This is a genomic window from Ochrobactrum sp. PL_is483 (assembly GCF_055816855.1).
Genome location: NZ_JBVPGS010000040.1, coordinates 733,356 through 755,591 on the forward strand (window position 1 = coordinate 733,356; position 22,236 = coordinate 755,591).

General features: G+C 57.0%; 16 protein-coding genes, 1 tRNA gene and 1 pseudogene. 8 read left to right on the plus strand and 10 right to left on the minus strand.

The window, feature by feature from the left end; translation table 11 throughout:
• Positions 1 to 99 precede the first annotated feature (99 nt).
• Positions 100 to 258, minus strand: coding sequence for a hypothetical protein (locus AC0TNJ_RS21805; protein ID WP_162997333.1), 159 nt, complete (start codon positions 256 to 258; stop codon positions 100 to 102).
• Positions 259 to 450: 192 nt separating this feature from the next.
• Here AC0TNJ_RS21805 and AC0TNJ_RS21810 point away from each other — a divergent pair, with 192 nt between their 5' ends.
• Both AC0TNJ_RS21810 and AC0TNJ_RS21815 read left to right on the plus strand, forming a co-directional pair.
• Entirely contained in the window at positions 451 to 690 is a 240-nt protein-coding gene (locus AC0TNJ_RS21810) for an HP1242/YdcH family protein (protein WP_122001978.1), read from the plus strand.
• 216 nt (positions 691 to 906) lie between these two features.
• Positions 907 to 2,082, plus strand: coding sequence for an alpha/beta hydrolase family protein (locus AC0TNJ_RS21815; RefSeq protein ID WP_473772369.1), 1,176 nt, complete (start codon positions 907 to 909; stop codon positions 2,080 to 2,082).
• 95 nt (positions 2,083 to 2,177) lie between these two features.
• On the opposite strand, the gene AC0TNJ_RS21820 is transcribed toward AC0TNJ_RS21815, so the two are convergent.
• The 4 genes from AC0TNJ_RS21820 to AC0TNJ_RS21835 form a co-directional block, all read right to left on the minus strand.
• Positions 2,178 to 2,693, minus strand: coding sequence for an MgtC/SapB family protein (locus AC0TNJ_RS21820; protein WP_473772370.1), 516 nt, complete (start codon positions 2,691 to 2,693; stop codon positions 2,178 to 2,180).
• 579 nt (positions 2,694 to 3,272) lie between these two features.
• Positions 3,273 to 6,323 (minus strand): autotransporter domain-containing protein, encoded by a 3,051-nt coding sequence (locus AC0TNJ_RS21825; RefSeq protein ID WP_473772371.1) that lies wholly within the window; start codon positions 6,321 to 6,323, stop codon positions 3,273 to 3,275.
• A 134-nt stretch (positions 6,324 to 6,457) separates the two neighbouring features.
• Entirely contained in the window at positions 6,458 to 6,808 is a 351-nt protein-coding gene (locus AC0TNJ_RS21830) for a hypothetical protein (RefSeq protein WP_473772372.1), read from the minus strand.
• Positions 6,809 to 7,077: 269 nt separating this feature from the next.
• Positions 7,078 to 7,154 (minus strand) — tRNA-His (locus AC0TNJ_RS21835).
• Between the two features lie 352 nt (positions 7,155 to 7,506).
• On the opposite strand from AC0TNJ_RS21835, the gene pdhS reads away from it, so the two are divergent.
• The 3 genes and pseudogenes from pdhS to AC0TNJ_RS21850 all read left to right on the plus strand — a co-directional run.
• The gene (gene pdhS, locus AC0TNJ_RS21840; protein ID WP_473772373.1) at positions 7,507 to 10,632 is read left to right on the plus strand and encodes a cell-division control histidine kinase PdhS; all 3,126 of its coding nucleotides are present in this window, start codon (positions 7,507 to 7,509) and stop codon (positions 10,630 to 10,632) included.
• Between the two features lie 445 nt (positions 10,633 to 11,077).
• Positions 11,078 to 13,024 carry an AsmA family protein gene (locus tag AC0TNJ_RS21845; protein ID WP_473772374.1) on the plus strand — a complete coding sequence of 649 codons (1,947 nt, stop codon included), beginning with the start codon at positions 11,078 to 11,080 and terminating at the stop codon, positions 13,022 to 13,024.
• Between the two features lie 323 nt (positions 13,025 to 13,347).
• Positions 13,348 to 14,070, plus strand: a pseudogene (locus AC0TNJ_RS21850) (acyltransferase family protein); the annotation flags it as partial.
• A 215-nt stretch (positions 14,071 to 14,285) separates the two neighbouring features.
• Here the strand turns inward: AC0TNJ_RS21850 and AC0TNJ_RS21855 are convergent.
• The 5 genes from AC0TNJ_RS21855 to AC0TNJ_RS21875 all read right to left on the minus strand — a co-directional run bounded on the left by AC0TNJ_RS21855 (position 14,286) and on the right by AC0TNJ_RS21875 (position 20,030).
• Positions 14,286 to 15,107: an ABC transporter permease gene (locus AC0TNJ_RS21855; protein ID WP_151660882.1), complete on the minus strand. Its 822-nt coding sequence runs from the start codon at positions 15,105 to 15,107 to the stop codon at positions 14,286 to 14,288.
• Positions 15,108 to 15,110: 3 nt separating this feature from the next.
• Positions 15,111 to 16,022 carry an ABC transporter permease subunit gene (locus AC0TNJ_RS21860; protein ID WP_473772375.1) on the minus strand — a complete coding sequence of 304 codons (912 nt, stop codon included), beginning with the start codon at positions 16,020 to 16,022 and terminating at the stop codon, positions 15,111 to 15,113.
• Positions 16,023 to 16,035: 13 nt separating this feature from the next.
• The gene (locus AC0TNJ_RS21865; RefSeq protein ID WP_473768342.1) at positions 16,036 to 17,181 is read right to left on the minus strand and encodes an ABC transporter ATP-binding protein; all 1,146 of its coding nucleotides are present in this window, start codon (positions 17,179 to 17,181) and stop codon (positions 16,036 to 16,038) included.
• Positions 17,182 to 17,318: 137 nt separating this feature from the next.
• Complete coding sequence (locus AC0TNJ_RS21870; protein WP_473772376.1) at positions 17,319 to 18,422, minus strand: polyamine ABC transporter substrate-binding protein; 1,104 nt, start codon at positions 18,420 to 18,422, stop codon at positions 17,319 to 17,321.
• 195 nt (positions 18,423 to 18,617) lie between these two features.
• Positions 18,618 to 20,030 (minus strand): helix-turn-helix domain-containing protein, encoded by a 1,413-nt coding sequence (locus tag AC0TNJ_RS21875; RefSeq protein WP_473772377.1) that lies wholly within the window; start codon positions 20,028 to 20,030, stop codon positions 18,618 to 18,620.
• 235 nt (positions 20,031 to 20,265) lie between these two features.
• Here AC0TNJ_RS21875 and aceA point away from each other — a divergent pair, with 235 nt between their 5' ends.
• Genes aceA through AC0TNJ_RS21890 form a run of 3 tightly spaced genes read left to right on the plus strand, consistent with a single transcriptional unit; the run spans position 20,266 to position 21,951 of the window.
• Positions 20,266 to 21,555 (plus strand): isocitrate lyase, encoded by a 1,290-nt coding sequence (gene aceA / locus AC0TNJ_RS21880; RefSeq protein WP_473772378.1) that lies wholly within the window; start codon positions 20,266 to 20,268, stop codon positions 21,553 to 21,555.
• Positions 21,556 to 21,586: 31 nt separating this feature from the next.
• Positions 21,587 to 21,826, plus strand: coding sequence for an SMc00767 family acetate metabolism repressor (locus AC0TNJ_RS21885; protein WP_100650836.1), 240 nt, complete (start codon positions 21,587 to 21,589; stop codon positions 21,824 to 21,826).
• Entirely contained in the window at positions 21,823 to 21,951 is a 129-nt protein-coding gene (locus tag AC0TNJ_RS21890; RefSeq protein ID WP_473772379.1) for a hypothetical protein, read from the plus strand. The genes AC0TNJ_RS21885 and AC0TNJ_RS21890 overlap by 4 nt, the downstream gene beginning before the upstream one ends.
• The last annotated feature ends 285 nt before the right edge of the window (positions 21,952 to 22,236 follow it).

The window sequence follows — 22,236 nt, forward strand, 5'->3', positions numbered from 1 at the left end:
CGGTTCCAATGATTCCGTTTTAACCGGAACCGCTCTAAACGACAAAAGCCCGGCATTGCCGGGCTTTTTACTCATATACACATACGCTTACTTGATTGCTCAACCCTGAATACGACGGAACTGATCGACGTCGATGCCAAGCGTCTCAAGGTCCTGGGCAGCAGGCTTCTGACCGGCGCGCACGGCAGCAGAAACGCGAACGGCACTACCCAATTGCGCGAACGCACGACCGAAACGATTATTGAAACGGGTAAACATTTTTCTCTCCATCACGGACACTTCCTTGGTCCGCACCCATGAAATGGTGATGGGTCCTGTGACTGAGAAGACCGGCCTTTGCATGCCAGCCATGCAGTTTCGGCATGCTCCTTTCCGCGCAACTTGATTGCGATCAATGCTGTTCGCACGCGGGCTTGCGAAGCTCCCCTCAACCAAGGAAGGAGCCACGGAATGTCGAATACCCCCCACACGCTTGGAGAAGAGTTTCCCGGCCAGCTCGATGCCATTCATGCCTTGAAGGCGAAGGATGCGCATTTTGCCCGCATTCTGGAAGAGTATGATTCCGTCAATGACCGCATCCACCGCGCGGAAACGAAAATAGCGCCGGTGAGCCAGGAAGAGGAAACGAACCTGCGCAAACAGCGCCTCGCCTTGAAGGATAGCATCGCCGAGGCACTTGCCGCGGCTTGATCTTCTATCCCCTCCCACAAGGTTGGGACATAAACGAATGGCGAGAAAAAGCGGCTCCGAAATTATCGGGGTCGCTTTATTATTTTATCACGAATACAGCAATTGCCTAAGAAAAGATAAGCTGCTACCAAATCAAAAAAACAATACTAAACAATATATTAGCAAATGGGAAAGTATCAAGTGAAGACCAGATATGCTGTATTTATTGCATCCGCAATGGCATTTTCATATTGTAATTTAGCTGCGGCGCAAAAACTGGAAGGTTTCGATCTCTCGCTGGCGAAAGTGTCGCCATTTCCTGTAACGGCGTTTTATGAAACGCCGGAAAATTTCTCCTCTTTGCCGGTTGGCAGCATTATTCGTCAGGAACCGATCGAAGCTCCGGCTGGCGCATCGGCCTGGCGTGTGCTCTACGTTTCGGAACGCTGGGATGGAACGCACGTTCCGGCAAGCGGCCTGGTCATTGCGCCGAAGCAGACGGACAGCACCACGCCTCATCCGGTCGTGTCCTGGCTGCATGGCACCACCGGGGTGGCGCGCGGCTGCGCTCCCTCGCTTGCGCCAAATCCGGTTCAGGAATTTGTGCAACGCGGCGAGTATGTCATCGATATCGGCATTCCATATCTTCAGGACTGGCTTGCAAAGGGATATGCGATCGTCGCGCCGGACTATGCCGGGCTTGGTTCCGACGCTGTTCACCGTTATCTCGCGGGCGTGGATTCGGCGCGTGACGTCCATAATCTGCTGCGTGCGGCGCGTTCCATCAGCGAAGCGAATATCGGCAAGGACGTCTCACTGGTCGGCTGGTCCCAGGGTGGGGCTGCCGCGCTGTTCGCGGGCGAAATCGCCACAACTTACGCACCCGAGAATAAAATTCGCTCGCTCGTAGCCCTGGCTCCCGCTTCGACTATTCTGAGGCCGGACGCCGCGATAAATGCCTTCTTCAAGGCCAAGGTGCCCTACACGCTGCTTGTCGGGCAAAGCTACATCGACGCCTACAATCTCGACAAAACTCTTTTTACCGCCGAAGGCCAGAAACTTCTCAAGGCCGCGCAGTCAACCTGCGTGGTGGGTGTTCTGGGCGCACTGGCGCAAAGCAAAGACCCTGCGGTCACCGATAATATTACGGATCATAAGGACTGGGTCGAAGCCCTGAAACGCAACAATGCCGGTTCCGCAAAAATCGACGCGCCTGTTTCGATTTTCCAGGGGCTCGACGACACCATCGTTCCGCCGAGCGATACGCAGGATTATGCTGATCGGGTCAAGGCATTGGGAATGGACGTTTCCATCACGTGGGTTGCACATGCCGGTCATCGTGATCTTTTCGGTAGGAAAAAAGACGAGATCGTCGAGAAAGTGGTTGAAGGCTTCAAAGCCACAAGCAACTGAACGCGAAATTCTGTGAAGTTGAACCAGTTCGGGATCATTCGACATGGAATGATCCCGTTTCCATTGTAATGCCGTCCCACCGCCGCGGCGGCGGCTCAGGAGGACTGGTCCTCGTTTTTGTGCTCAACCTTGCTGTTGTCCGGGCCGACCGCGCCTTCCATCTTACCCACCACGATCAGGACCGTAACGGCAATAAGCGTCGCCAGCAGCGCGATGTGCCAGAGGCCGAGACCACTGGCGAGCCCTACCGATGCGGCAAGCCACATGCCCGCCCCGGTGGTGATGCCGGTTATTTTTCCGCGCGCAACGATGATGAAACCAGCCGCCAGGAAGGCGACGCCGCTGGTGATCGCCTCCACAAGCCGCGAAGGATCCATCCGGATATTCTGATCGTTGAAGACCGGCACATTGACCAGTTCCAGCGACACAATTGTGAAGGTGGCTGAAGCGAGACAGACCAGCATATGGGTCTTCAACCCGGCAGGCCGCCTGCGCCATTCCCGTTCGAGACCAATGATGGAGCCGAGCAGCGTCGCCAGCAGCATCCGCGCCAGAACCACCGGCAAACTGATTACATTGTCGTGCGTGAATTCAGCCCAGAATTGTTCCATGCTTCATAACGGCAACCATGATTTTTGGTTCCACCGTAAGACAAATGTAGCAAATACTCTAAAATTCTATCGCCATTACACAAAACAAACATAACTCATATACACTATTGTAATATATAATTTATTCACCTCAAAATATACCAAGACATTGATCGCCAGATTTCTGTATGTATATCTCCGTATGACTTCAATATCCACCAAGAAGTAATTAAAATGAAATGGAAAATACCGGTTACTGTTTATATTAATGATACATTTTACAGTATATTCGATACTCATGAGGCAGAGAAATTCTTCTCGGCATCGAAACCTCTTCCTCACTCACTGCATACGCTTCTCTTCACAATGAACGACACGCGAAATGAAGAAACTACTCCCGAATATCGCTGAACGACAGACGGGTTGGAACCTGCTGCAAACCCACAATCTCGTGTGAGGTAAAATGCACTGCCGTTGAGGCTCTTGGCCTTACTGTTCTTCCCGCTATGGCCCTATTGCATCGAAGCGCCCCGAACAAAAAGCGGAGCCGAAACCCCGCTTTCTAGCCGTCAGCACCCGCCGCTAGCCTACTGCCAAGAACTAGAACTTAGCACCGACCCGCAGCGCAAAAGCATGGTCTCTCGCGCTAGATTCGCCAAAGCTGGTTTGGTATTCAATACCGGTGGACCATGCATTCTTAAAAGTGAAATCCAGAGACAGACCGACGTTTCCGCTATCACTGCTTTCGCCTTCGATCTCTAGCGCATAAGGAAGCCCGCCAAGTGCACTGTAACCCATTGCGGTCCGGCTCGCCCCCTGGAAATCATGCGCATATTCTGCCCGCACACCCGGCGTCAGACGGCCCCATGTGTAGTCGATGGAATAATTGGCGCGTAAACCGAGCACACCAGTCACTGTGTCAACGGTTTGGTCGCCATAGGTGAGCCGGTAAATACTGCCGCCCTCTTCGGCATAGCCATCAAGCCAGGAGCGCGACATTTCCAGCCGGCCATAAGGTGAGACAAGCCATGTTTCCTGACGAAATTCGTAAGCTGCCGTCAGCGACCCGAACAGTTGACTGCCGTTGCGTTTTCCATCGGTCAAACTGCCGTCTGTCGTGATGAAACGGGTAGAGTCAAAATCCAGAACGCTGCCGCCCATCAACGCGTCAATAAAGAAATTGTCGATAGGTTTGAAGCTGCCATAGACAGCGGCACTATAAGCATTGGCCCGGCTTTCCGTACCATTGTCGCCGATGTCTGTTCGATCCCGTCCATAGCCGACACCGAAACCGGCCACCAGCCGTTCCGAAAGCCGATAGTCGATACCGCCGCTCACACCGACAAGCGTAAAGTCCAGATCGAGTTTGCCGCTATCACGCTCACCAAAATTGACGAAGCCGCTGCTCCAAAAAGCGAATGGTCCAGTATCAGGGTCAAAAACTGGTGCGGGCTCTTCCTGCCCCTCCAGGCCAATCGCCTTGCCCGGAAAAGCTTTGCGCTTTTCGGGGGCATAACCGAGAGCCGCATCGGGCGTTGCAAACGCGGACGGAGACGGGTCAGACGATGCCGAGTTGAACGCCTTCCCGCCGAGCCTCACGCCTAAACTGGACTTTCTCCGGTCACCTTCATCGTGCAATTGCTCAAGTCGATTTTGAAAATTCCGCGTTTGAACTTGCGCAAAGCGTCTTGCGGCGCTTGTTTGAGCATTCAACAGGCCAATCACTTCAGGATCAAGCGTCGGGTCGGGAAAGGCCAGCGCTGCACGTCTGACAACAACCGTGTATGTGCGGTGGGCTCCGCTGGGCGCGGTCACAACAATAGACACCGTGTTCGAACCAATCGCCAGCCCTATAGGATTGCTTGAAGTTCCCGACGCAACGCTGCCACCGGCAACGGTTACCCGCGCCGCCGGTTCTGAAGCCAGGGGGGTTAGGGATATGCTCTCGATCGTGTTTTCGACGTCCACAGAATAGTTGAGCGTCTCTTTATCAAACGATGGGTCTAGTGACCCGACGCTCGGAGCCAGACTAGCAAGTGTTGCATCCGCCGAAGCGGTTCGCGTGACAATTACCGTATAGCTACGTGTCGTTCCATTTTGCGCAGTGACGACAACTGTCAGAACCGCATTGCCGACACCCAATTGGAATTTCCTGCTTGCGCTACCTGACGTAACCGCTGCTCCGTTGACCGTAATGGTTGCTGTCGGATCAGCAGAAGTGGGCGTCAACTGCAAAGTCGATGTTTCGGTCGGAACCGATAACCTAAAAGTCGTTGCGCTTGGTGAAAACGCCGGATTCAGGCTCCCAGCGCTCGGAACAAGGCCCGCCAGATCGGCATTGCCGGACTGAGCGCGGATGACATTCACTGTATAGCTCTTCGTGGTGGCCCCATCCTGCGCGGTTACAATCGCGGTGACCGTGTTGCTCCCCACCACCAATGGAATTGCCGCACTGGACGTTCCATTGGTCGTTGGAGACCCGTTGACAACAACTGTTGCGTTGACATCCGCAAGCGATGGTATGAACGAAATGTTCTCGACATCGCTTGCGACATTCACCGTGTATGAGCTCGTGTTTGGAGCAAAGACAGGCTCTAAAACGCCTGCGCTGGGGATGAGGTTCTGCAAGTCTGCGTTTGGAGTAGGATTAAGTGTAAGGTTCAGTGCGTTGGAACTGAGGTTCCCATTTCCTGCCAGATTAGTGGCAGATCCAGCTCGTATCCGTACTACGGATACGCCAAACCCTGACATTGTAACGACAAAAGTATAGGTAGTATTGTCGACGGTAGCCAGCGAGTGGGCTGCAGCGCCGACGGTTCCGATGTTAGTGAATTCAATATCAGCTAACGTGAAGCCCGTCACTGGCTCGGAAAATCTGGCCGTGACTGTTTTCACCGTCTCGTAAGGTGTTGAGGAAGTTGAAATTGCAACCGAGGGGCTTGCAGTATTGACCAATATTCCAGAGGTCGCGCCAACGTTATTGAGAGTTAACGCCGCTGAATCACTCGTGCTGTTAGTGATAGACCCGCCGTTGGTCGTCATTGCGCCAATGGCAATCCCGTTCAAATCCATGTCACCGGGCTGAACAGTATAGGAAAACGTGAGGGTGTATGTACCACTACCGTTCACATATGCTGCTGGCTTGGCGTCAGAGCCGACAATAACCGACAACAAAGGTGTACCGGTGACAAATACGGGTTGATCGAAATTCACCGAAAAACTCAGCGTTGAGCCGACGGTGTAATAGCCACTAGCCGGAACAGCAACTGACGATACTTTCGGCACGGCTGCCGAAATCGTGAAATGAACCGGGCTTTCGGAGTACTCATGCGGAGCGTTGACATCCGTGGCCCGGAAGTAAAAAATATCGTTTCCGGTAAATTCTGCAGCAGGTGTATAAGTAAAAATTCCGTCGGGGTTAAGCGTAACAGTTCCATTGGCGGGAACGGTCACCAAACGGAACCAAGCCGTAGCCCCTGCGGCCGTCAATTTTCCGGAAATTGAATTATTCTTTGAACCACTGAAGTATTGCGGTGAAGTCACTGGAGCGGCATTGGCGGTTACTAGGGAGAAAAGCACACCCAGTATTCCAAGAAAGGAAATCAGACACCGACGCCATTTAAAAATGCCAGCTTCACAAATTGCCCCCATTGCCCTTACTTCCCCCTCTTCGCCCTAGCGAATAGCTATTTTTTTATTCTCACTAAATTAGATTTGCGACAAGAGGGTTACCGGTTGCAAAGAAATAAAAAGTATAGGGAACAGCGGATTTCCCTAAACCGCCCTCACAAACGTTGTCGTCTTTCGCTGTATCGGATCACCGCACCTTTCGGCAGTAACCCGACCAGCTTGCGCGGCAGGATCACGCCGTAATTCAAAGTGCCTTCCGGCCTGAATTTCGGATCAGCCGGTGCCCGTCGGTTGCGACAGCAACCAATCCTCCATCGATGACATGCAGATAGCGCGTCCTCAGGCATCGCAAGCAGCAGATCGGCCGACACATAGGATATGCCGATAGCGTCGGCTCGCTTAATGGCAGCATCGTAAAAGGCCCGAGCCTTATCGCCGTCAGCCCCAGCCTTCAACATGGCCCACAATGCTTGATCCGCCGACTCGTACTCATTGCGCTTTGTCACCGCTCGAGCGAGATCGTTTGTTTTTAGGCTTATGCGGATTGTGGGAGCGCGGCGAACGTACTGATAAACGACGTCACGATCTTTTAAACAACGATGAGGATCTGATTTAAAGCGATACCCAGCCATGACGGGAGGGGAGCACGCTTTGTATCGCATTTTGTTGCACAGCATGTAGCACAAAACGGTACATCAAGGATCAAACCGGCAGGCTAAACACCCGACAGCCGATTGACATTATTTAACAATTTTAAACTGTTGGCTGAAAGCAATGGTACGGTCGGTTGGAGTTGAACCAACGACCTCAGGAGCCACAATCCTGCGCTCTAACCAACTGAGCTACGACCGCGTACCTTTGTGTCGGCTGCGTGACGCTCTGGCGTCGCCGACAGGGGGTCACATACGGAGAATCGATCCATATTGCAAGTGATTATAACGCTCTTTTTTGAGAAATTCCCAATTGCGGGTTTCTATATCAAATCCTGCTCATAAAGGTCACGGGCTGGTAACCATTTCAGATGACCGGCTGTGCATAACCCGGATATTGGCTTGGGCCTGTAAAATTGCCTTTCCCGCATTAACTAATGAAACAGAAAATGCGGCCCATACCCAATGGCAATGTGGACCCGCGCCCAGAAGAGGCTTATTAACAGGACGTTAACAAGCACTGCGGGCGGTCGAAAGAACAGGTAAGGACTGGTATGTCAGGATCATACCCCTTCATCGATATTGCCGCGCTGGATTCTATCCGCGAAGGCTTTGCAAAGGGCGATGCGCAGCTCGTGCTGACGCACGATCTTTTGACGGTGCTTTGGGTCAACGGCCCCGGCGCGAAGCTTTTCGGCTTCGACCGCGTGGAAGACATGATCGGCGGCGGGCTTGATCTGCCCGTGGCCACACGCCGGCAGATCGCCTCGTCAAATGCCGATACCGATGGCGAAGCCCGCACTGTTTCCGTTCGCCTCGGCGGCGGTTTGCGTTCCGACCTCACCCGGTTCAGCATTTCGCGCATCACGCTTCCCGATGGCGTATCCGGGCTGCTGTTGACCGCCAATGGCACGGATGCAAAGGCCGAAACCGTGATTTCCGGCCTCAGCGACGACAGCACCCATATTGCCCTGATCGACGCGCACAACAGAGTGATCGCCGCAAGCCCACATTTTTCCGCGCTCGACATTTCCTCCGCCACGCTGGAAGACCTTATCATCGAGGCCGGGGATGCGCCTGACCGTATCGTCAAGCGCCGCATCCGTACCGGAAAGCACTCCGCACCTGGAGCGATCGCACGGCTCACCGATACGCCGCCCATGCATCTTCTTTGCATCGTCGGCGATGCCCCCGCCGCAGCCCAGCCGGCCCCGGATGCGCTGCCGGGCAAGGCCGAGGAAATTCTGGAAGAGATGCTTCCCGAGCCTGCCGAGCCCGTGACGGCCGAAGCGGTTGTGGAAGAAGTTTCGACGGAACAGCCCAAGCCCACGGGGTTCGTGTTCGACCAGGACGGGCCGCTGGCGCGTTTCATCTGGAAAGTGGGTCCGGACGGCACGTTCAGCGAAGTGTCGCCAGACCTTGCCGCAACGATCGGGCCCAATGCAGCCGATGTCGTTGGACGGCGGTTCGCCGATGTCGCGAATGTCTTCGGCTTCGACCCGGACGGCAGCATCGCGGCCCTGCTCGACAAGCGCGATACGTGGTCGGGAAAACGGTTGATGTGGCCAGTCGAAGGAACGGACCTGCGCGTGCCGGTCGAGCTCGCCGCCCTGCCCGTCTATTCCCGCGACCGGGAATTCACCGGTTTCCGTGGCTTCGGCGTCGTGCGCCCGGCTGAAGCCGAGCAAGACCCGGAAAAAATCGGGCTGGTGCTCGCGGGCGGCATTCCGCAGCCGCGCAAGCCCGTCAGCGAGACTGTTGAAACGGCGGCGCCTGTCGAAGACGACGATGTTCTGGCGCTCTCCGAAGAAGTCGCCAATGACGATAGCCCTGTCGCAACGCAGCCCCAACCGCCGCTCGATATCGCGCCGACACCGGGACGCCGCGAATCCGACAAGGTCATCAGCCTGTTGAACGCCTGCGCACAGGAAAAAGTGGCAGCGGATCAGGCAAGAATGCTGAAGGACCGGGAGCGCGAAGAGCGCCCGGAAGGCGGGCTGACCAAAACCGAGCGCAATGCATTTCGCGAGATCGCCGACCGTCTGCGCAAGCAGGGGCTTGCAAGTTCACGTGCCGAAAGCGAAGCGAGCGCGATAGCGGAAGAGGCTGTTGCCGAAGCCCCGAAGCCGGTCGAGCCTGCCGTGGAAGAAGCGGCACTTCCGGCCCCCACGGCAATCCCTGCCGATGAAACCGCCCTGCTGGCCAACCTGCCGGTGCCGGTCATCATTCATTCGGGCGACCATATTCACTATGTCAATCAGGCTCTGCTTGATCTCACCGGCTATGAATCGCTTGACGATATTCGCGATGCTGGCGGCGTCGATGTGCTGTTCAACAGCGAAAGCGACGACGGCGAAACGCGACAGGGCATGGTGCTGCGCCGCGCCGATGGCAGCGAAGGACCGGTCGATGCGCATCTCAATGCCATTGCCTGGCGCGACGGTCGCGCGCTCATGCTGAGCCTGATGCCGGTCTCCGCAGCACCGGCCCCGGTCGAAGCGCCGGTCGCCATCGATGCGGATGACGAAAAGCAAGCACTGGTGGATCATGTCGAGGAACTGAAAACCATTCTCGACACGGCGACGGACGGTGTTGTCCTCATCGACCCTGAAGGCCGTATCCGTTCCATGAACCATTCGGCCTCGGCGCTGTTCGGCTATGAACATGACGAGACGGAAGGCAAGTTTTTCTCGATGCTGTTTGCCATCGAAAGCCAGCGCGCCGCCATGGACTATCTGCACGGACTTTCCGGCAATGGGGTGCTGAGTGTCCTCAATGATGGGCGGGAAGTGATTGGCCGGGAAGCCAAGGGCGGATTCATTCCGCTGTTCATGACGATCGGCAAACTGCCGCATACGCGTGGTTTCTGTGCCGTCCTGCGCGACATCACGCAATGGAAGCGCACCGAGGAAGAGCTGACCAATGCGCGCAAGGAAGCTGAACGCGCATCGAGCCAGAAGACCGAATTTCTGGCGCGCATCAGCCACGAAATCCGCACGCCGCTCAATGCCATCATCGGCTTTTCCGAACTGATGGCCGACGAGAAGTTCGGGCCCATCGGCAATGATCGCTACCGGGATTACCTGCGCGACATCAACCGTTCCGGCAATCATGTGCTGGCACTCGTCAACGACCTGCTCGACATTTCGAAGATCGAAGCGGGCGGGCTGGACATGCAGTTCGAAGCGGTGTCGCTCAACGATGCGATTGCCGAAGCGATCGCGCTGATGCAGCCGCAGGCCAATCGCGAGCGTGTCATCATCCGTTCCAGCTTCCAGTCCAACCTGCCCGACATCGTCGCCGATACGCGTTCGATCAAGCAGGTTGCGCTGAACCTTCTGTCCAACGCGGTGCGCTTCACCGCGCCGGGCGGACAGGTGATCGTGTCGACAAGCTATGAAATGAACGGCGATGTCGTGATGCGGGTGCGCGATACCGGCATCGGCATGACCAAATCCGAGGTTGAGCAGGCGCTGAAGCCGTTCCGGCAGGTCAACGCGCTGGAGCGCCGCAAGGCGGAAAGCGCAAGAGACTGGCGCAGCGAAGGCACCGGCTTGGGCCTGCCGCTGACCAAAGCCATGGTGGAAGCCAACCGCGCGCAATTCGCCATCGATTCCACTCCGGGACAAGGAACTGTGGTGGAGATCGCCTTCCCGCCCACCCGCGTTCTGGCTGATTGATCCGCATTCCCAACGATCAAAAAACCTCCCCTTCGCGGGAGGTTTTTTTATGAGCTTGCGTGAGCCAAAAAAAAGCGCCGGACGAACCGGCGCTATCAGAATCTCAGAGACAAAAAGACACAAAAGCAATTCGCAAGGGAGCACCGGAAACGGCAGCTCGATCATCACTCAGGTGTTGCATCCCTTATCGCGTGAAGCCGGTTAACGATGCCTTAAATTCCCGGTTCAGAATTTACGCATCGGTAGCAACTGTAAAATCAGGGTTAATTTCCGTGCGACAATTGATTAACCATTCGGCGTTTCCCGCCCGTTTCACTCGGCGAAGCAAACCAAAGCGAACTCTATCTCTTTGTTTTCGCCGCATTTATGCAGCATCCCATTTTTCCATTTGACTGAAAAATACTCTAGTTTACACCGTAACCTTGTTTCACTGATTGGATGGTTGATGCGCTGGCCCCGATTTATGCGCCTCATAATTGCGCTCGTCATTCTCTGCGCTGCGGCTGTAGCAACCTTGCTGGCCGTGGTGCCTTTCATCGTCTCCACCGATGCCATCCGCGTCCGGGTGGCGCAGGAAATCAGCGCCTGGACCGGCTATAGTGTTGAACTCAGGCAAGCGCCTCGCCTGAAAGTTTTTCCTGTTCTGCGCGCCTCCCTGAACGGCGTGACGCTTAGCAAGCTCACCGATCAGGGACAGAAGCCGCTCATGAGCGCAGACCGCATCGATGTGGAACTTTCGCCGCTCGACGCCATCATGGGGCACATCTCGTTTTCCGAAACGCAGATTGTCCGTCCGCACGTCAACCTCGACGGGCCAGTTTCGAATTTTTCGCAGCTCCTCGACGCCATCGCCAATTCCAACGGGCGGCTTGGCACGGCGATCCGCGCGCAGCGCGCATTGCAGCAAAGCGGTTCCGGCGATAATGCGCAGGCCGCACAACAGGCATCGCAGCCCTTTGGCCGCGTCGTGGTGCGCGATGGAACGATTGCGTTCAACCGTCCGGGCAGCGAGCCGGAAGTTACCAGCGACGAGCAGATAACCAATGTCAACGCCACATTGGAATGGCCGCGCACATCGAGCGCGGCAACGCTGAAAGGCAGCGCCAGATGGCGTGACGAGACGTCCCAATTCAGCCTGACGGCCGCGCAGGCCTTGCCGCTTCTGGCGGGCGGCACATCGGATGTGACCGCGAGCCTGACCGCCAATCCGTTGAGCATCACGTTTCAGGGCAAGGCGAATATTTCCAAGGATCGCTTTTTCGAAGGCGCCCTGACCGCCAAAACCCCGTCGCTCAGCGGCGCTGTGCGTTGGCTTAGCCTCCCGCCTGTTGCTGGCAGTGCCGAAATCGGCGCGTTTTCGCTGGAATCCACCATCACCGCGACACCGAAACGGCTGAAATTCGCGGATGTGGAAATGACTGCCAATGACAGCCCGGCCAAGGGCGTGATCGAAATCGGTCTGGAGCAGGCGCAACCGGCGGTGACCGGCACGCTGGCTTTCGACCGGCTGGACCTGCGGCGCCTGTTTTCAGCCTTCATTCCGCTCCCCGACAGCGCCGCTCGTTCGCCGAGCGAGCGTGACAATGCCGACCGGGAACTGGTCGACACGAGTTTCATCGACCGCGCCGAAGTCGATCTGCGGCTTTCCGCGCAGAACGCCACGGCGGGGCCGGTCAATATGACAGGCGTAGCCGCCGCCGTGCAGATACGCGGTGGCCGCGCCATTTTCGACATCGGCGACGCCAAGGCCTTCAACGGGATCATGCAGGCCAATGTGCAGATTGTACGCGATCTGAAAAGTGCGAGCGGCGAGTTGCGCTTCAACGCCAGCGATATCGACAGTTCGCAGTTCTTTGCGGCCTTGGGCTTCGACAAGCCCTTCATCACCGGCAAGGGCAATGTTTCCCTGTCCATGAAAGGCCCGGCCAATCGCTGGTCCGGCCTTCTGACAAACGCGCAGGGCAATGTCTCCATCCAGCTCAACAACGGTCAGATGCAAGGTTTTGCCGTACAGGATTTTCTTGCCAAAGCGCAGAGCCAGCGTTTTTTCGCTCTCGAGCGGAAAGACAATGTCGCGCTTGCCTTCAATCGGCTGGATGTGAAGGCAAATCTGTCCGATGGCGTGGCCACGCTTGAAAATGCAAAGCTCGACACGTCCGACGGCACGCTGACGCTGGCAGGCATCGTGCCTTTCGTGGATCGCAGTCTGGCGCTGAGCGGCGAGGTCGTCTTCCCGAACGGCCAGCCACAACAGCAGCAGGAAAGCGGCACCGATGGCCAGAACGGCCAGCCGCCTGCAGAAGCCCCACCCGCAAAGCCGCCGCTCAACTTCTTCGTCGGCGGCTCGTGGGACAGGCCCTTCATCTCACCATCCTCAGGAACGGGGCAATAGTCCGGCTTCCTCGCAATGCAGGGGCGCCCTACGCCTTTCGGCGATGGACGCCATCCGAAGGCCCGAATTGACCGAAGGGCGCAGGGTCCGCAAAGTTGGCTCCCTCACAGGAGCAAGGGAACCGCGGTCGTGCCGATACACACCCAGCCGGGACGCTATCCCGAACTCGATGCGTTACGCGGACTGGCAGCGACCGTCGTTTTGATGCGGCATTTCTTGAACGTATGGCCCTATGACGCCATGGGGCCATATTTTTCATTCTGCTGCGATCGCCGTTGCGGTTCTTTTTTGCCGCTCATGAAGCAGTCCTGCTCTTTTTCCTGTTGAGTGGCTTCGTTCTCACGCTGCCTTTCTTGCACCACGCGCCATCCTATCCAGCCTATCTTATCCGGCGCACCTGCCGCATATACCTGCCCTATCTCGTTGCGCTTTCGCTCGCACTTGCCGGCGCCCTGTTTCTGAACGGGCCGATCCCGGAACTGAGCAACTGGTTCAATCTCACATGGACCACGCCGGTGACGCCGCAAACGATTGCGCAACATCTGTTGTTCATCGGCGCCTACCCCAATGGCGAAGTGAATACGGCTTTCTGGTCTCTGGTTTACGAGATGCGGATATCGATCATATTTCCGTTGCTCTTCGCTCTCACCATCGCTTTGCGGCCGAGAGCGGCGATTGTGGTGGCTTTCGGGCTTTCCATTCTCGCAAATGGTCTTCGGTCCGATCCCTATACGGGCGGCTGGTGGATTACCGTGCATTTTGCGAGCTTCTTCCTGCTGGGCAGCCTGATGGCGCAGAACCTGCCTACCATTCAGGGCTTCTACCGGCAGCTCTCAAACCGGATGGCGATCGCGATCAATGTCCTGGCTCTGCTGCTTGTCACCTATGGAGCCGGGCCGCCCATGCTGAAAAGCTGGCTTGGAGACCTGACGGACTGGGCCACGATCACAGGGCTGGTGTGGATCATGGTGCTTGCGGTTTCCAGCGATACGCTGCGTCGCTTCCTGCTGCTGCCCCTGCCGCAATTTCTTGGCCGCATTTCCTACAGCCTCTATCTCGTCCATGCGACCGTGCTTTTTGCGCTCGTGCACCTGCTTTACGGGCATGGCGCTGATCGCGCTGCTGCCGACCTATATGATCCTGAGCGTCGGCATCGCCACGCTGATGCATCGCTATGTCGAGTTGCCAACCATGGCGCGGGGCAAGCTTCTGGCGGCGCGGTTTGCCTACTGACCGGAAATGGCCAGCAGGCAAATCCCCTTTACCCGAGGCGGAATGCCGCCTGCTCATCGCGGCGGCGCTGCACTTCGCGGCGCTTGTTGACGATGGATGCGACGATGACGCCGGTGGTGACCAGCGCGATCAGGATCGTACAGATCGCGTTGATTTCCGGTGTTACACCCCGCCGCATCTGGCTGTAGATTTTCATCGGCAAGGTGCTTGCGCTCGGGCCGGAGGCGAAGCTTGCGATCACCAGATCGTCGAGCGAAAGCGTGAAAGCCAGCATCCAGCCGGAAACCACGGCGGGAAGGATCACCGGCAACGTCACCTTCATGAAAGTCGTGACCGGCGGCGCGCCAAGGTCCATGGCCGCCTCCTCCAGCGAGCGGTCGAAGCTCACCAGACGCGACTGCACGACGACTGCCACGAAACACATGGCAAAGGTGATATGGGCAAGGACAATCGTCCAGAAGCCTCGGTCGAAATTCATCGCCACGAACAACAGCAGCAGCGAAAGGCCTGTGATGACATCGGGCATGACCAGCGGCGCATAGACCATGCCCGAAAACAGGATGCGTCCGCGAAAACGCGTATAGCGCGTCAGCGCCAGCGCGGCGAGCGTGCCGAGCACGGTTGCGATGGTCGCTGAAAGAAACGCGATGCGCAGCGTTATCCATGCTGCCGCCATCAGCGATTCATTATCCAGAAGCCCCCGATACCATTTGGTGGAAAAGCCGGCCCAGACAGTCACCAATTGCGATTCATTAAACGAAAAGATCACAAGGATAACGATCGGCAGATACAGGAATGCAAAGCCGAGCACGACAGACGCAATATTGAAACGCGACCAATTGCTATTCATGGTCTATTTCCCCTTTTCCTGCGCACGTGCCTGAACTTGCTGGAATATGACGATCGGAATGATCAGGATGACCAGAAGGACGACGGCCACCGCAGACGCCACGGCCCAGTCACGGTTGGAGAAGAATTCGTTCCAGATCGTCTTGCCGATCATGAGCGTTTCCGACCCACCTAGCACATCCGGGATCACAAATTCGCCGATGGCAGGAATGAACACCAGGAAGCAGCCCGCCAGCACACCCGCCAGCGACAGCGGGAAGGTAATTTTCCAGAAGGCGGAAAATGGTGTGCAGCCCAGATCCTGCGCCGCCTCGATCAGCGAATAGTCCATCTTTTCCAGCGACGAATAGATCGGCAACACCATGAAAGGCAGATAGGAGTAGACGATACCGATAAAGACAGCCGTATCCGTATTCAGGATAGTGAGCGGCGCATCGATAATATTCAGCCACATCAAAAACTGGTTGAGCAGTCCTTCCGGCTTCAAAATGCCGATCCACGCATAGACGCGGATCAGGAACGATGTCCAGAACGGCAGGATCACCATCATCAAAAGCGTCGGGCGGATCGTCGTCGGCGCACGCGCAATGCCGTAGGCCATCGGATAGGCCACCAGCAATGTCAGGAAGGTTGAAATCGCCGCGATGCGGACACTCGACAGATAGGCCTTGTAATAGAGCGGATCATCGAGCAGCCAGAGATAATTGTCGAAGGACAGCTGTTTGATCTTCGCCCAGTTCGCGGCAAACCCCTCAGCGATCCCAAAGGTTGGAACATAAGGCGGGATCGACATCGCGACCTGCGACAGCGAAATCTTGAAGACGATGAAGAACGGGACGAGGAAGAATACCAGCAGCCAGAGATACGGCACTGCGATGACAAGGCGGCTGGCGATGGAAGCAATCAGCTTCTGCATGGTCTTGCCCTCCTCAGGCCGTCAGCACCAGACCGGCATCGGTATCGAACGAAACCCAGACACGCTCGTCATAGGTGAGCGGGTTTTCCGTCTTGCGCACGGCGTTGAGGCTGGCGGCCTTGATGGTGCGGCCATTGTCGAGCCGCACATGAAACACCGTCATGTCGCCGAAATAGGCGATATCCCAAAGCTCGCCTTCCACCGCATTGACTGACGCGTCCTCCGGCTTTTCGCGGGTGATGCGTGTCTTTTCCGGGCGCACCGCATACCAGACCTTCTGGCCGGGCGTCAGCTCTTCGCGGGTCTCGGTCTGAATGTGGAAGCCGAATTTTTCCGTAGCTATCTCGGCCTCGCCATTGACGGCTTTCACGACTTCGCCTTCGATGATGTTCACATTGCCGATGAAGTCGGCCACGAATTTGGAGCGCGGCGCCTCATAGACCTCGGCTGGCGTCGCCACCTGCTTGATGCGTCCCTTGTCCATCACCGCGATACGGTCGGACATGGTCATGGCTTCTTCCTGATCGTGGGTGACGACCATGAAGGTCATGCCGAGCTTGACCTGCAAATCCATCAGCTCGAACTGGGTTTCCTCGCGCAGCTTCTTGTCCAGCGCGCCAAGCGGTTCGTCCAGCAGCAGCACCTTCGGGCGCTTGGCGACAGAGCGGGCAAGCGCCACGCGCTGGCGCTGGCCGCCGGAAAGCTGATGCGGCTTGCGCTTGCCATATTGCTCAAGCTTCACGAGCTTCAGCATTTCGGCCACGCGCGCATCGATTTCCGATTTCGCCATGCCGTCCTGTTTCAGACCGAAGGCGATATTCTTCTCCACCGTCATATGCGGAAACAGCGCATATGACTGGAACATCATGTTGACCGGGCGCTTGTAGGGCGGGATTCCGCGCATGTCCTGACCGTCGAGCGTGATCCGACCCGATGTCGGCTCCTCGAAGCCCGCCAGCATGCGCATCAGCGTGGTCTTGCCGCAACCCGAAGCGCCAAGCAGCGCGAAGAACTCGCGATTGAAAACATTCAGCGACAGATCATCGACGGCGGTGAAGTCGCCGAAAATCTTCGTCACGTTTTCAAATGAAATGAAGGGCTTGGCCGCCGGGTCATTCCAAGGCGCAAACTTGCGGCGAAAACTGCCAAAAGATTCCATTCCGTTCCCCTATAAGCCTGCCGGAACCTGACCGCAGGCCGAAGCCCGCATGCATATGCTGTTACAAGATAGAAAGCGGCTCCCTGATGAACAGTGAGCCGCTCTTTACGATTTCACCGGGCCTACCCCAGCGGGCGTTATTGACCCGTGACGATCTTGGTCCAGGCGCGGGTCACCACGCGCTGGGTCTTGGTGTCATAAGGCTTCGGCACGAAGAGTTTCTTCATGACTTCCTCGGTCGGATAGATTTCCGGATCGTCAAGGATTTCCTTTTCGATGAACTCCTGCGAAGCCTTGTTGCCATTGGCATAGAACACATAGTTCGAAGCCTTGGCGGCCACTTCCGGGCGCATCATGTAGTTCATGAATTCAAGCGCTTCCGGCACATGCTTGGCGTCTGCCGGGATCGCCATCTGGTCGAACCACATCAGCGCGCCTTCCTTCGGGATCGAATAGCCGATCTCGACGCCCTGCTTTGCCTTTTCGGCACGGTCGCGGGCCTGGAAGATATCACCCGAATAGCCGACAGCCATGCAGATATCGCCATTGGCCAGTGCGTTGATATATTCCGACGAGTGGAACTTGCGAATATTCGGGCGGATCTTCAGATAGAGGTCCTGCGCCTTCTGCAAGTCGTCAGGCGATGGGGAATTCGGGTCGAGACCCAGATAGTTCAATGCCGGGCGCAGCATTTCGCTGGCGGAATCGAGCAGGTAGATGCCGCAATCCTTCAACTTGGCCGACTGTTCCGGATCGAAAAGAACGGCCCATGAATCGATGGTGTCGGTGCCGAGCGCTTCCTTGATCTTGGCCTTGTTGTAGCCGATGCCGGTCGTGCCCCACATGTAGTTCACGGAATATTCGTTGCCCGGATCGTAGGTTGCCGCGCGGGTCGAAATTTCGTCCCACATGTTCTTGAGGTTCGGCAGCTTGTCCTTGTCGAGCTTCAGGAACACGCCTGCCGGAATCTGGCGGCCAAGAAATTCGCCCGACGGCACCACGAGGTCATAGCCGCTGCCGCCAGCCAGAAGCTTCGTTTCCAGAATTTCGTTGGAGTCGTAAACGTCGTAGACGACCTTGATCCCGGTTTCCTTGGTGAAGTCCTTGAGGATGGTGTCGTCGATATAATCCGACCAGTTATAGATATTGACCACCCGCTCCTGCGCGCCAGCGGAAAATGCGGCAGCCGCGACCAGACCCGTTGCGACAGTCGTTGCCAGAAGGAAGGATTTGATCCCCATCATTTGCTCCAATCTGCACAATAAATTCCGGTGCAGGTTCAAGGTGGATATACCGTTTCTTTATTGCACTTTTTTAGATTGCACAGCATTCGTCAACAGGGTCGTGACGGGACGAACATAAAAATTGCTTCTCGGAAGCTCCCGAGGAGCGATGGACCACGCCATGTGCAGGCCAGAAACCGAAATATCGCGCCCCTACTGGAAATCGAAGGCCGACAACCCCGCCACCATCTCGTCCAGCCCGAGCGGGCGCGTCAACGGCGGTTCGGCGCGGGTGATGCAGCCTTGCCGTTCACATAGGCGACAGGCCGGGCCGGTTTCGGTATTGCCCGCCTTAGACAGTGGGGCGCCGTAAACCGTGTCAGCCCCCGCCTCCAGCGCGCAGCCAAGCAGCAGCGCCGTGCGGCGCGGACGCTCGCTGAACGCACCCTGTGGCCCTTCCAGCGTGCGAGCGATGGTGAGGAAAGCCGACCCATCCGGCAATTCCACCGGCTCGACCAGCACCTGACCGGCCTGCGCAAAAGCCGCATAAACCGGCAGTTTCGGGCATTGCCCGCCGAAACGAACCGGAAAGCCTTCCGCACCTGCAACACGCAGCCGGTTGCCCGCATGGTCGATTTCCATCACGAAGAAGGGCAGCGCGCTTGCGCCCTGCCGCTGCAAGGTCGTGAGCCGGTTTGCCGCCTGCTGGAAAGAAACACCGAAACGCGTGCGCAGCACATCGACATCGTAACGCGCCCGCACCGCCGCATCACGAAACTGGCGATAGGGCATCATCAACGCCTGCGCCGCATAGCGCGCCAGTTCGAACCGGGCGATGCGCTTCGCCTCACCTGATGACAGTTTCAGCCCTTCCGTTTCCGCGCCAATCACCACCTGCATGCGGACAAGCGCTGCCTCCATGGCCATTTCCTGCAACTGATCGAAAGGCGACAGGCGCTCGGAAATGAAAAGCCGCTGCGAATGCCGGTCATAGCGCCTGCGCCAGTTCGGCATGGTTGCGACCGGCAGCGAACGAACTGTGATGCCATGCTCGCGGCGCAGCCAGTCCTTCAACGCACTCGCCAAATCGCCGTCCGGCTTGAGCAGAGCGAAAAAGCTCTCAGCTTCTTCCTCGATGCGCGGATAATGGTTAGGCCGCCGCGCCATCACATCGCGCACTTCATCGAGCGGCAGTCGTGTGGCGGAGAGTTCCGCCCCGCTTCCCTCATGCGAGAGCAATTGCGACAGGTCGGACAGGCGCTGCTGCTGTTCGCGATAGGCGCGGTAAAGCTTCATGATGCCGACGGCGGCATTGGGCGCCGCCTCGCCGATTTCGACCAGTTCCTGATCGCCCGGCAGTTCGCCGGTCAGAAGCGGGTCGGAAAACACTTCCTTCAGCCCCGTGATCGTGGAGCCGCTTTCGGCCTGAAGGCTGTCGAGGTCGAGCTTGTAGACACTGGCAAGCTTCAGCAGAAGCTGCACCGTCAAGGGTCGCTGGTTGCGCTCGATCAGGTTCAGATAGGATGGCGAGATGCCGAGCGCCTCAGCCATGGCCGTCTGGGTCAAAGCGCGTTCGTTACGGATGCGCCTGATGCGCGGCCCGGCAAATATCTTGCGTTCGCTCAACTCCACTCTCCCGATCTTTACAATTCATGACAAAATAGCGGGAAATTCCAACATTGACAAGATTTACAATTTTACAGCGCCGAACAGTCAAAACCTAGACAGCGTTACCTCAATTATTCTGCGGTTTTGTTAGTTTTTCTGGCGACCATCCAATGGAGATTGTAAATCTGGTCACAGAAAGAGCGCAGACAAATTGCTCTTCCCGAACCAGTTCAAAGTGTGAGGAGACACCGAAATGACAGATTTTTACAGCCTTATTCCTTCGGCACCAAAGGGCCGCTTCGACGGCATCCAGCGTGCGCATACAGCCGAAGATGTAAAAAGGCTGCGCGGTTCGGTGGACATCAAGTATTCGCTGGCTGAAATGGGCGCGAACCGCCTCTGGAAGCTGATCCATGAGGAAGATTTCGTCAATGCGCTCGGCGCGCTTTCCGGCAATCAGGCCATGCAGATGGTCCGCGCCGGCTTGAAGGCGATCTACCTCTCCGGCTGGCAGGTTGCGGCGGATGCGAACACGGCATCGGCCATGTATCCGGACCAGTCGCTCTATCCGGCCAATGCCGCCCCGGAGCTGGCCAAGCGCATCAACAGAACCTTGCAGCGCGCCGACCAGATCGAAACCGCCGAAGGCAAGGGGCTTTCGGTCGACACCTGGTTTGCCCCCATCGTTGCCGATGCGGAAGCAGGCTTTGGCGGGCCGCTCAACGCATTCGAAATCATGAAGGCCTTCATCGAGGCGGGCGCCGCCGGTGTTCACTATGAAGACCAGCTCGCTTCGGAAAAGAAGTGCGGCCATCTTGGCGGCAAGGTCCTGATCCCGACTGCGGCGCATATCCGCAACCTCAATGCGGCGCGCCTGGCAGCCGACATCATGGGCACGCCGACGCTGATCATCGCCCGCACCGATGCCGAAGCCGCCAAGCTTCTGACCTCGGATATCGACGAGCGCGACCAGCTCTTCGTCGATTACGATGCGGGCCGCACGGCGGAAGGCTTCTATCAGGTGAAGAACGGCATCGAGCCGTGCATCGCCCGCGCGATTGCCTATGCGCCCTATTGCGATCTGATCTGGATGGAAACATCCAAGCCCGATCTCGAACAGGCCCGCCGCTTCGCGGAAGCCGTGCACAAGGCGCATCCGGGCAAGAAGCTCGCTTATAACTGCTCGCCGTCGTTCAACTGGAAGAAGAACCTCGACGACGCGACGATTGCCAAGTTCCAGCGCGAGTTGGGCGCGATGGGCTACAAGTTCCAGTTCATCACGCTGGCCGGTTTCCACCAGCTCAACTACGGCATGTTCGAACTGGCGCGCGGTTACAAGGATCGGCAGATGGCAGCCTATTCCGAGCTGCAAGAGGCGGAATTTGCAGCCGAAGCCAACGGCTACACCGCGACCAAGCATCAGCGCGAAGTCGGCACCGGCTATTTCGATGCCGTGTCGCTCGCAATCACCGGCGGCCAGTCTTCGACCACCGCCATGAAGGAATCGACTGAAACAGCACAGTTCAGACCGGCTGCAGAATAACAGCCCGGCGACAAATAGAAGGAACAGTCCCATGAATTCGCCAGCACGCGTCAAGGAAAGAGCAGAAGAACAATCGTCAAGCATGACCACGGATCAGCAGACCGTTATCCGTATGCTCGCCAACGATCTGCATCGCCTCAACTACACCGTCATGAAGGCGGTCGAGGCAGGCGTCTCCGTGGAACTGGTCCGCTCGGCCCGGCATCATGGCGGCGACGGCAACTGGGGCGATCTCTTGATCCCCGTCATCGTCACCAACCAGCAATCATGATGCCTTCGACCATCGCCGTCGCCGTCATGTTCTTTCTTGTTGTGTGCCTTCGGCAACACGGGAACGGCGACGGCAACTGGGGCGATCTCTTGATCCCCGTCATCGTCACCAACCAGCAATCATGATGCTCTCAACCATCGCCGTCGCCGCCATGCTCGCACACTTCGGTTTTTGGCAGCGACAGAATGTCCGAACCTGCAATTGTCCGCAAAATTCGATGAAACGGACTTGATATACCACTCGCTTTATGGTCGGATTTCCTCAACTGACCTCCCCGGCTGGCCCCGCCAGTCGGGGTTTTTTTAGCCCTGGCGCAGGCTTCGGGCTGGCAGCGCCGCCGCCGCTGGCCTCGCATGCAATTCTTGACGGAAAATTCATCCAATCCTGACAAAGCCGCGCTTTGAGCATTG

Coding starts and splice junctions, on each gene's coding strand:
- AC0TNJ_RS21845 (WP_473772374.1), top strand. CDS start 11,078: ATGCGCTGGCCCCGATTTATGCGCCTCATAATTGCGCTCGTCATTCTC.
- AC0TNJ_RS21805 (WP_162997333.1), bottom strand. CDS start 258: ATGTTTACCCGTTTCAATAATCGTTTCGGTCGTGCGTTCGCGCAATTG.
- AC0TNJ_RS21890 (WP_473772379.1), top strand. CDS start 21,823: ATGATGCCTTCGACCATCGCCGTCGCCGTCATGTTCTTTCTTGTTGTG.
- AC0TNJ_RS21820 (WP_473772370.1), bottom strand. CDS start 2,693: ATGGAACAATTCTGGGCTGAATTCACGCACGACAATGTAATCAGTTTG.
- AC0TNJ_RS21815 (WP_473772369.1), top strand. CDS start 907: ATGGCATTTTCATATTGTAATTTAGCTGCGGCGCAAAAACTGGAAGGT.
- aceA (WP_473772378.1), top strand. CDS start 20,266: ATGACAGATTTTTACAGCCTTATTCCTTCGGCACCAAAGGGCCGCTTC.
- AC0TNJ_RS21810 (WP_122001978.1), top strand. CDS start 451: ATGTCGAATACCCCCCACACGCTTGGAGAAGAGTTTCCCGGCCAGCTC.
- AC0TNJ_RS21885 (WP_100650836.1), top strand. CDS start 21,587: ATGAATTCGCCAGCACGCGTCAAGGAAAGAGCAGAAGAACAATCGTCA.
- AC0TNJ_RS21855 (WP_151660882.1), bottom strand. CDS start 15,107: ATGAATAGCAATTGGTCGCGTTTCAATATTGCGTCTGTCGTGCTCGGC.
- AC0TNJ_RS21860 (WP_473772375.1), bottom strand. CDS start 16,022: ATGCAGAAGCTGATTGCTTCCATCGCCAGCCGCCTTGTCATCGCAGTG.
- AC0TNJ_RS21865 (WP_473768342.1), bottom strand. CDS start 17,181: ATGGAATCTTTTGGCAGTTTTCGCCGCAAGTTTGCGCCTTGGAATGAC.
- pdhS (WP_473772373.1), top strand. CDS start 7,507: ATGTCAGGATCATACCCCTTCATCGATATTGCCGCGCTGGATTCTATC.
- AC0TNJ_RS21870 (WP_473772376.1), bottom strand. CDS start 18,422: ATGGGGATCAAATCCTTCCTTCTGGCAACGACTGTCGCAACGGGTCTG.
- AC0TNJ_RS21825 (WP_473772371.1), bottom strand. CDS start 6,323: ATGGGGGCAATTTGTGAAGCTGGCATTTTTAAATGGCGTCGGTGTCTG.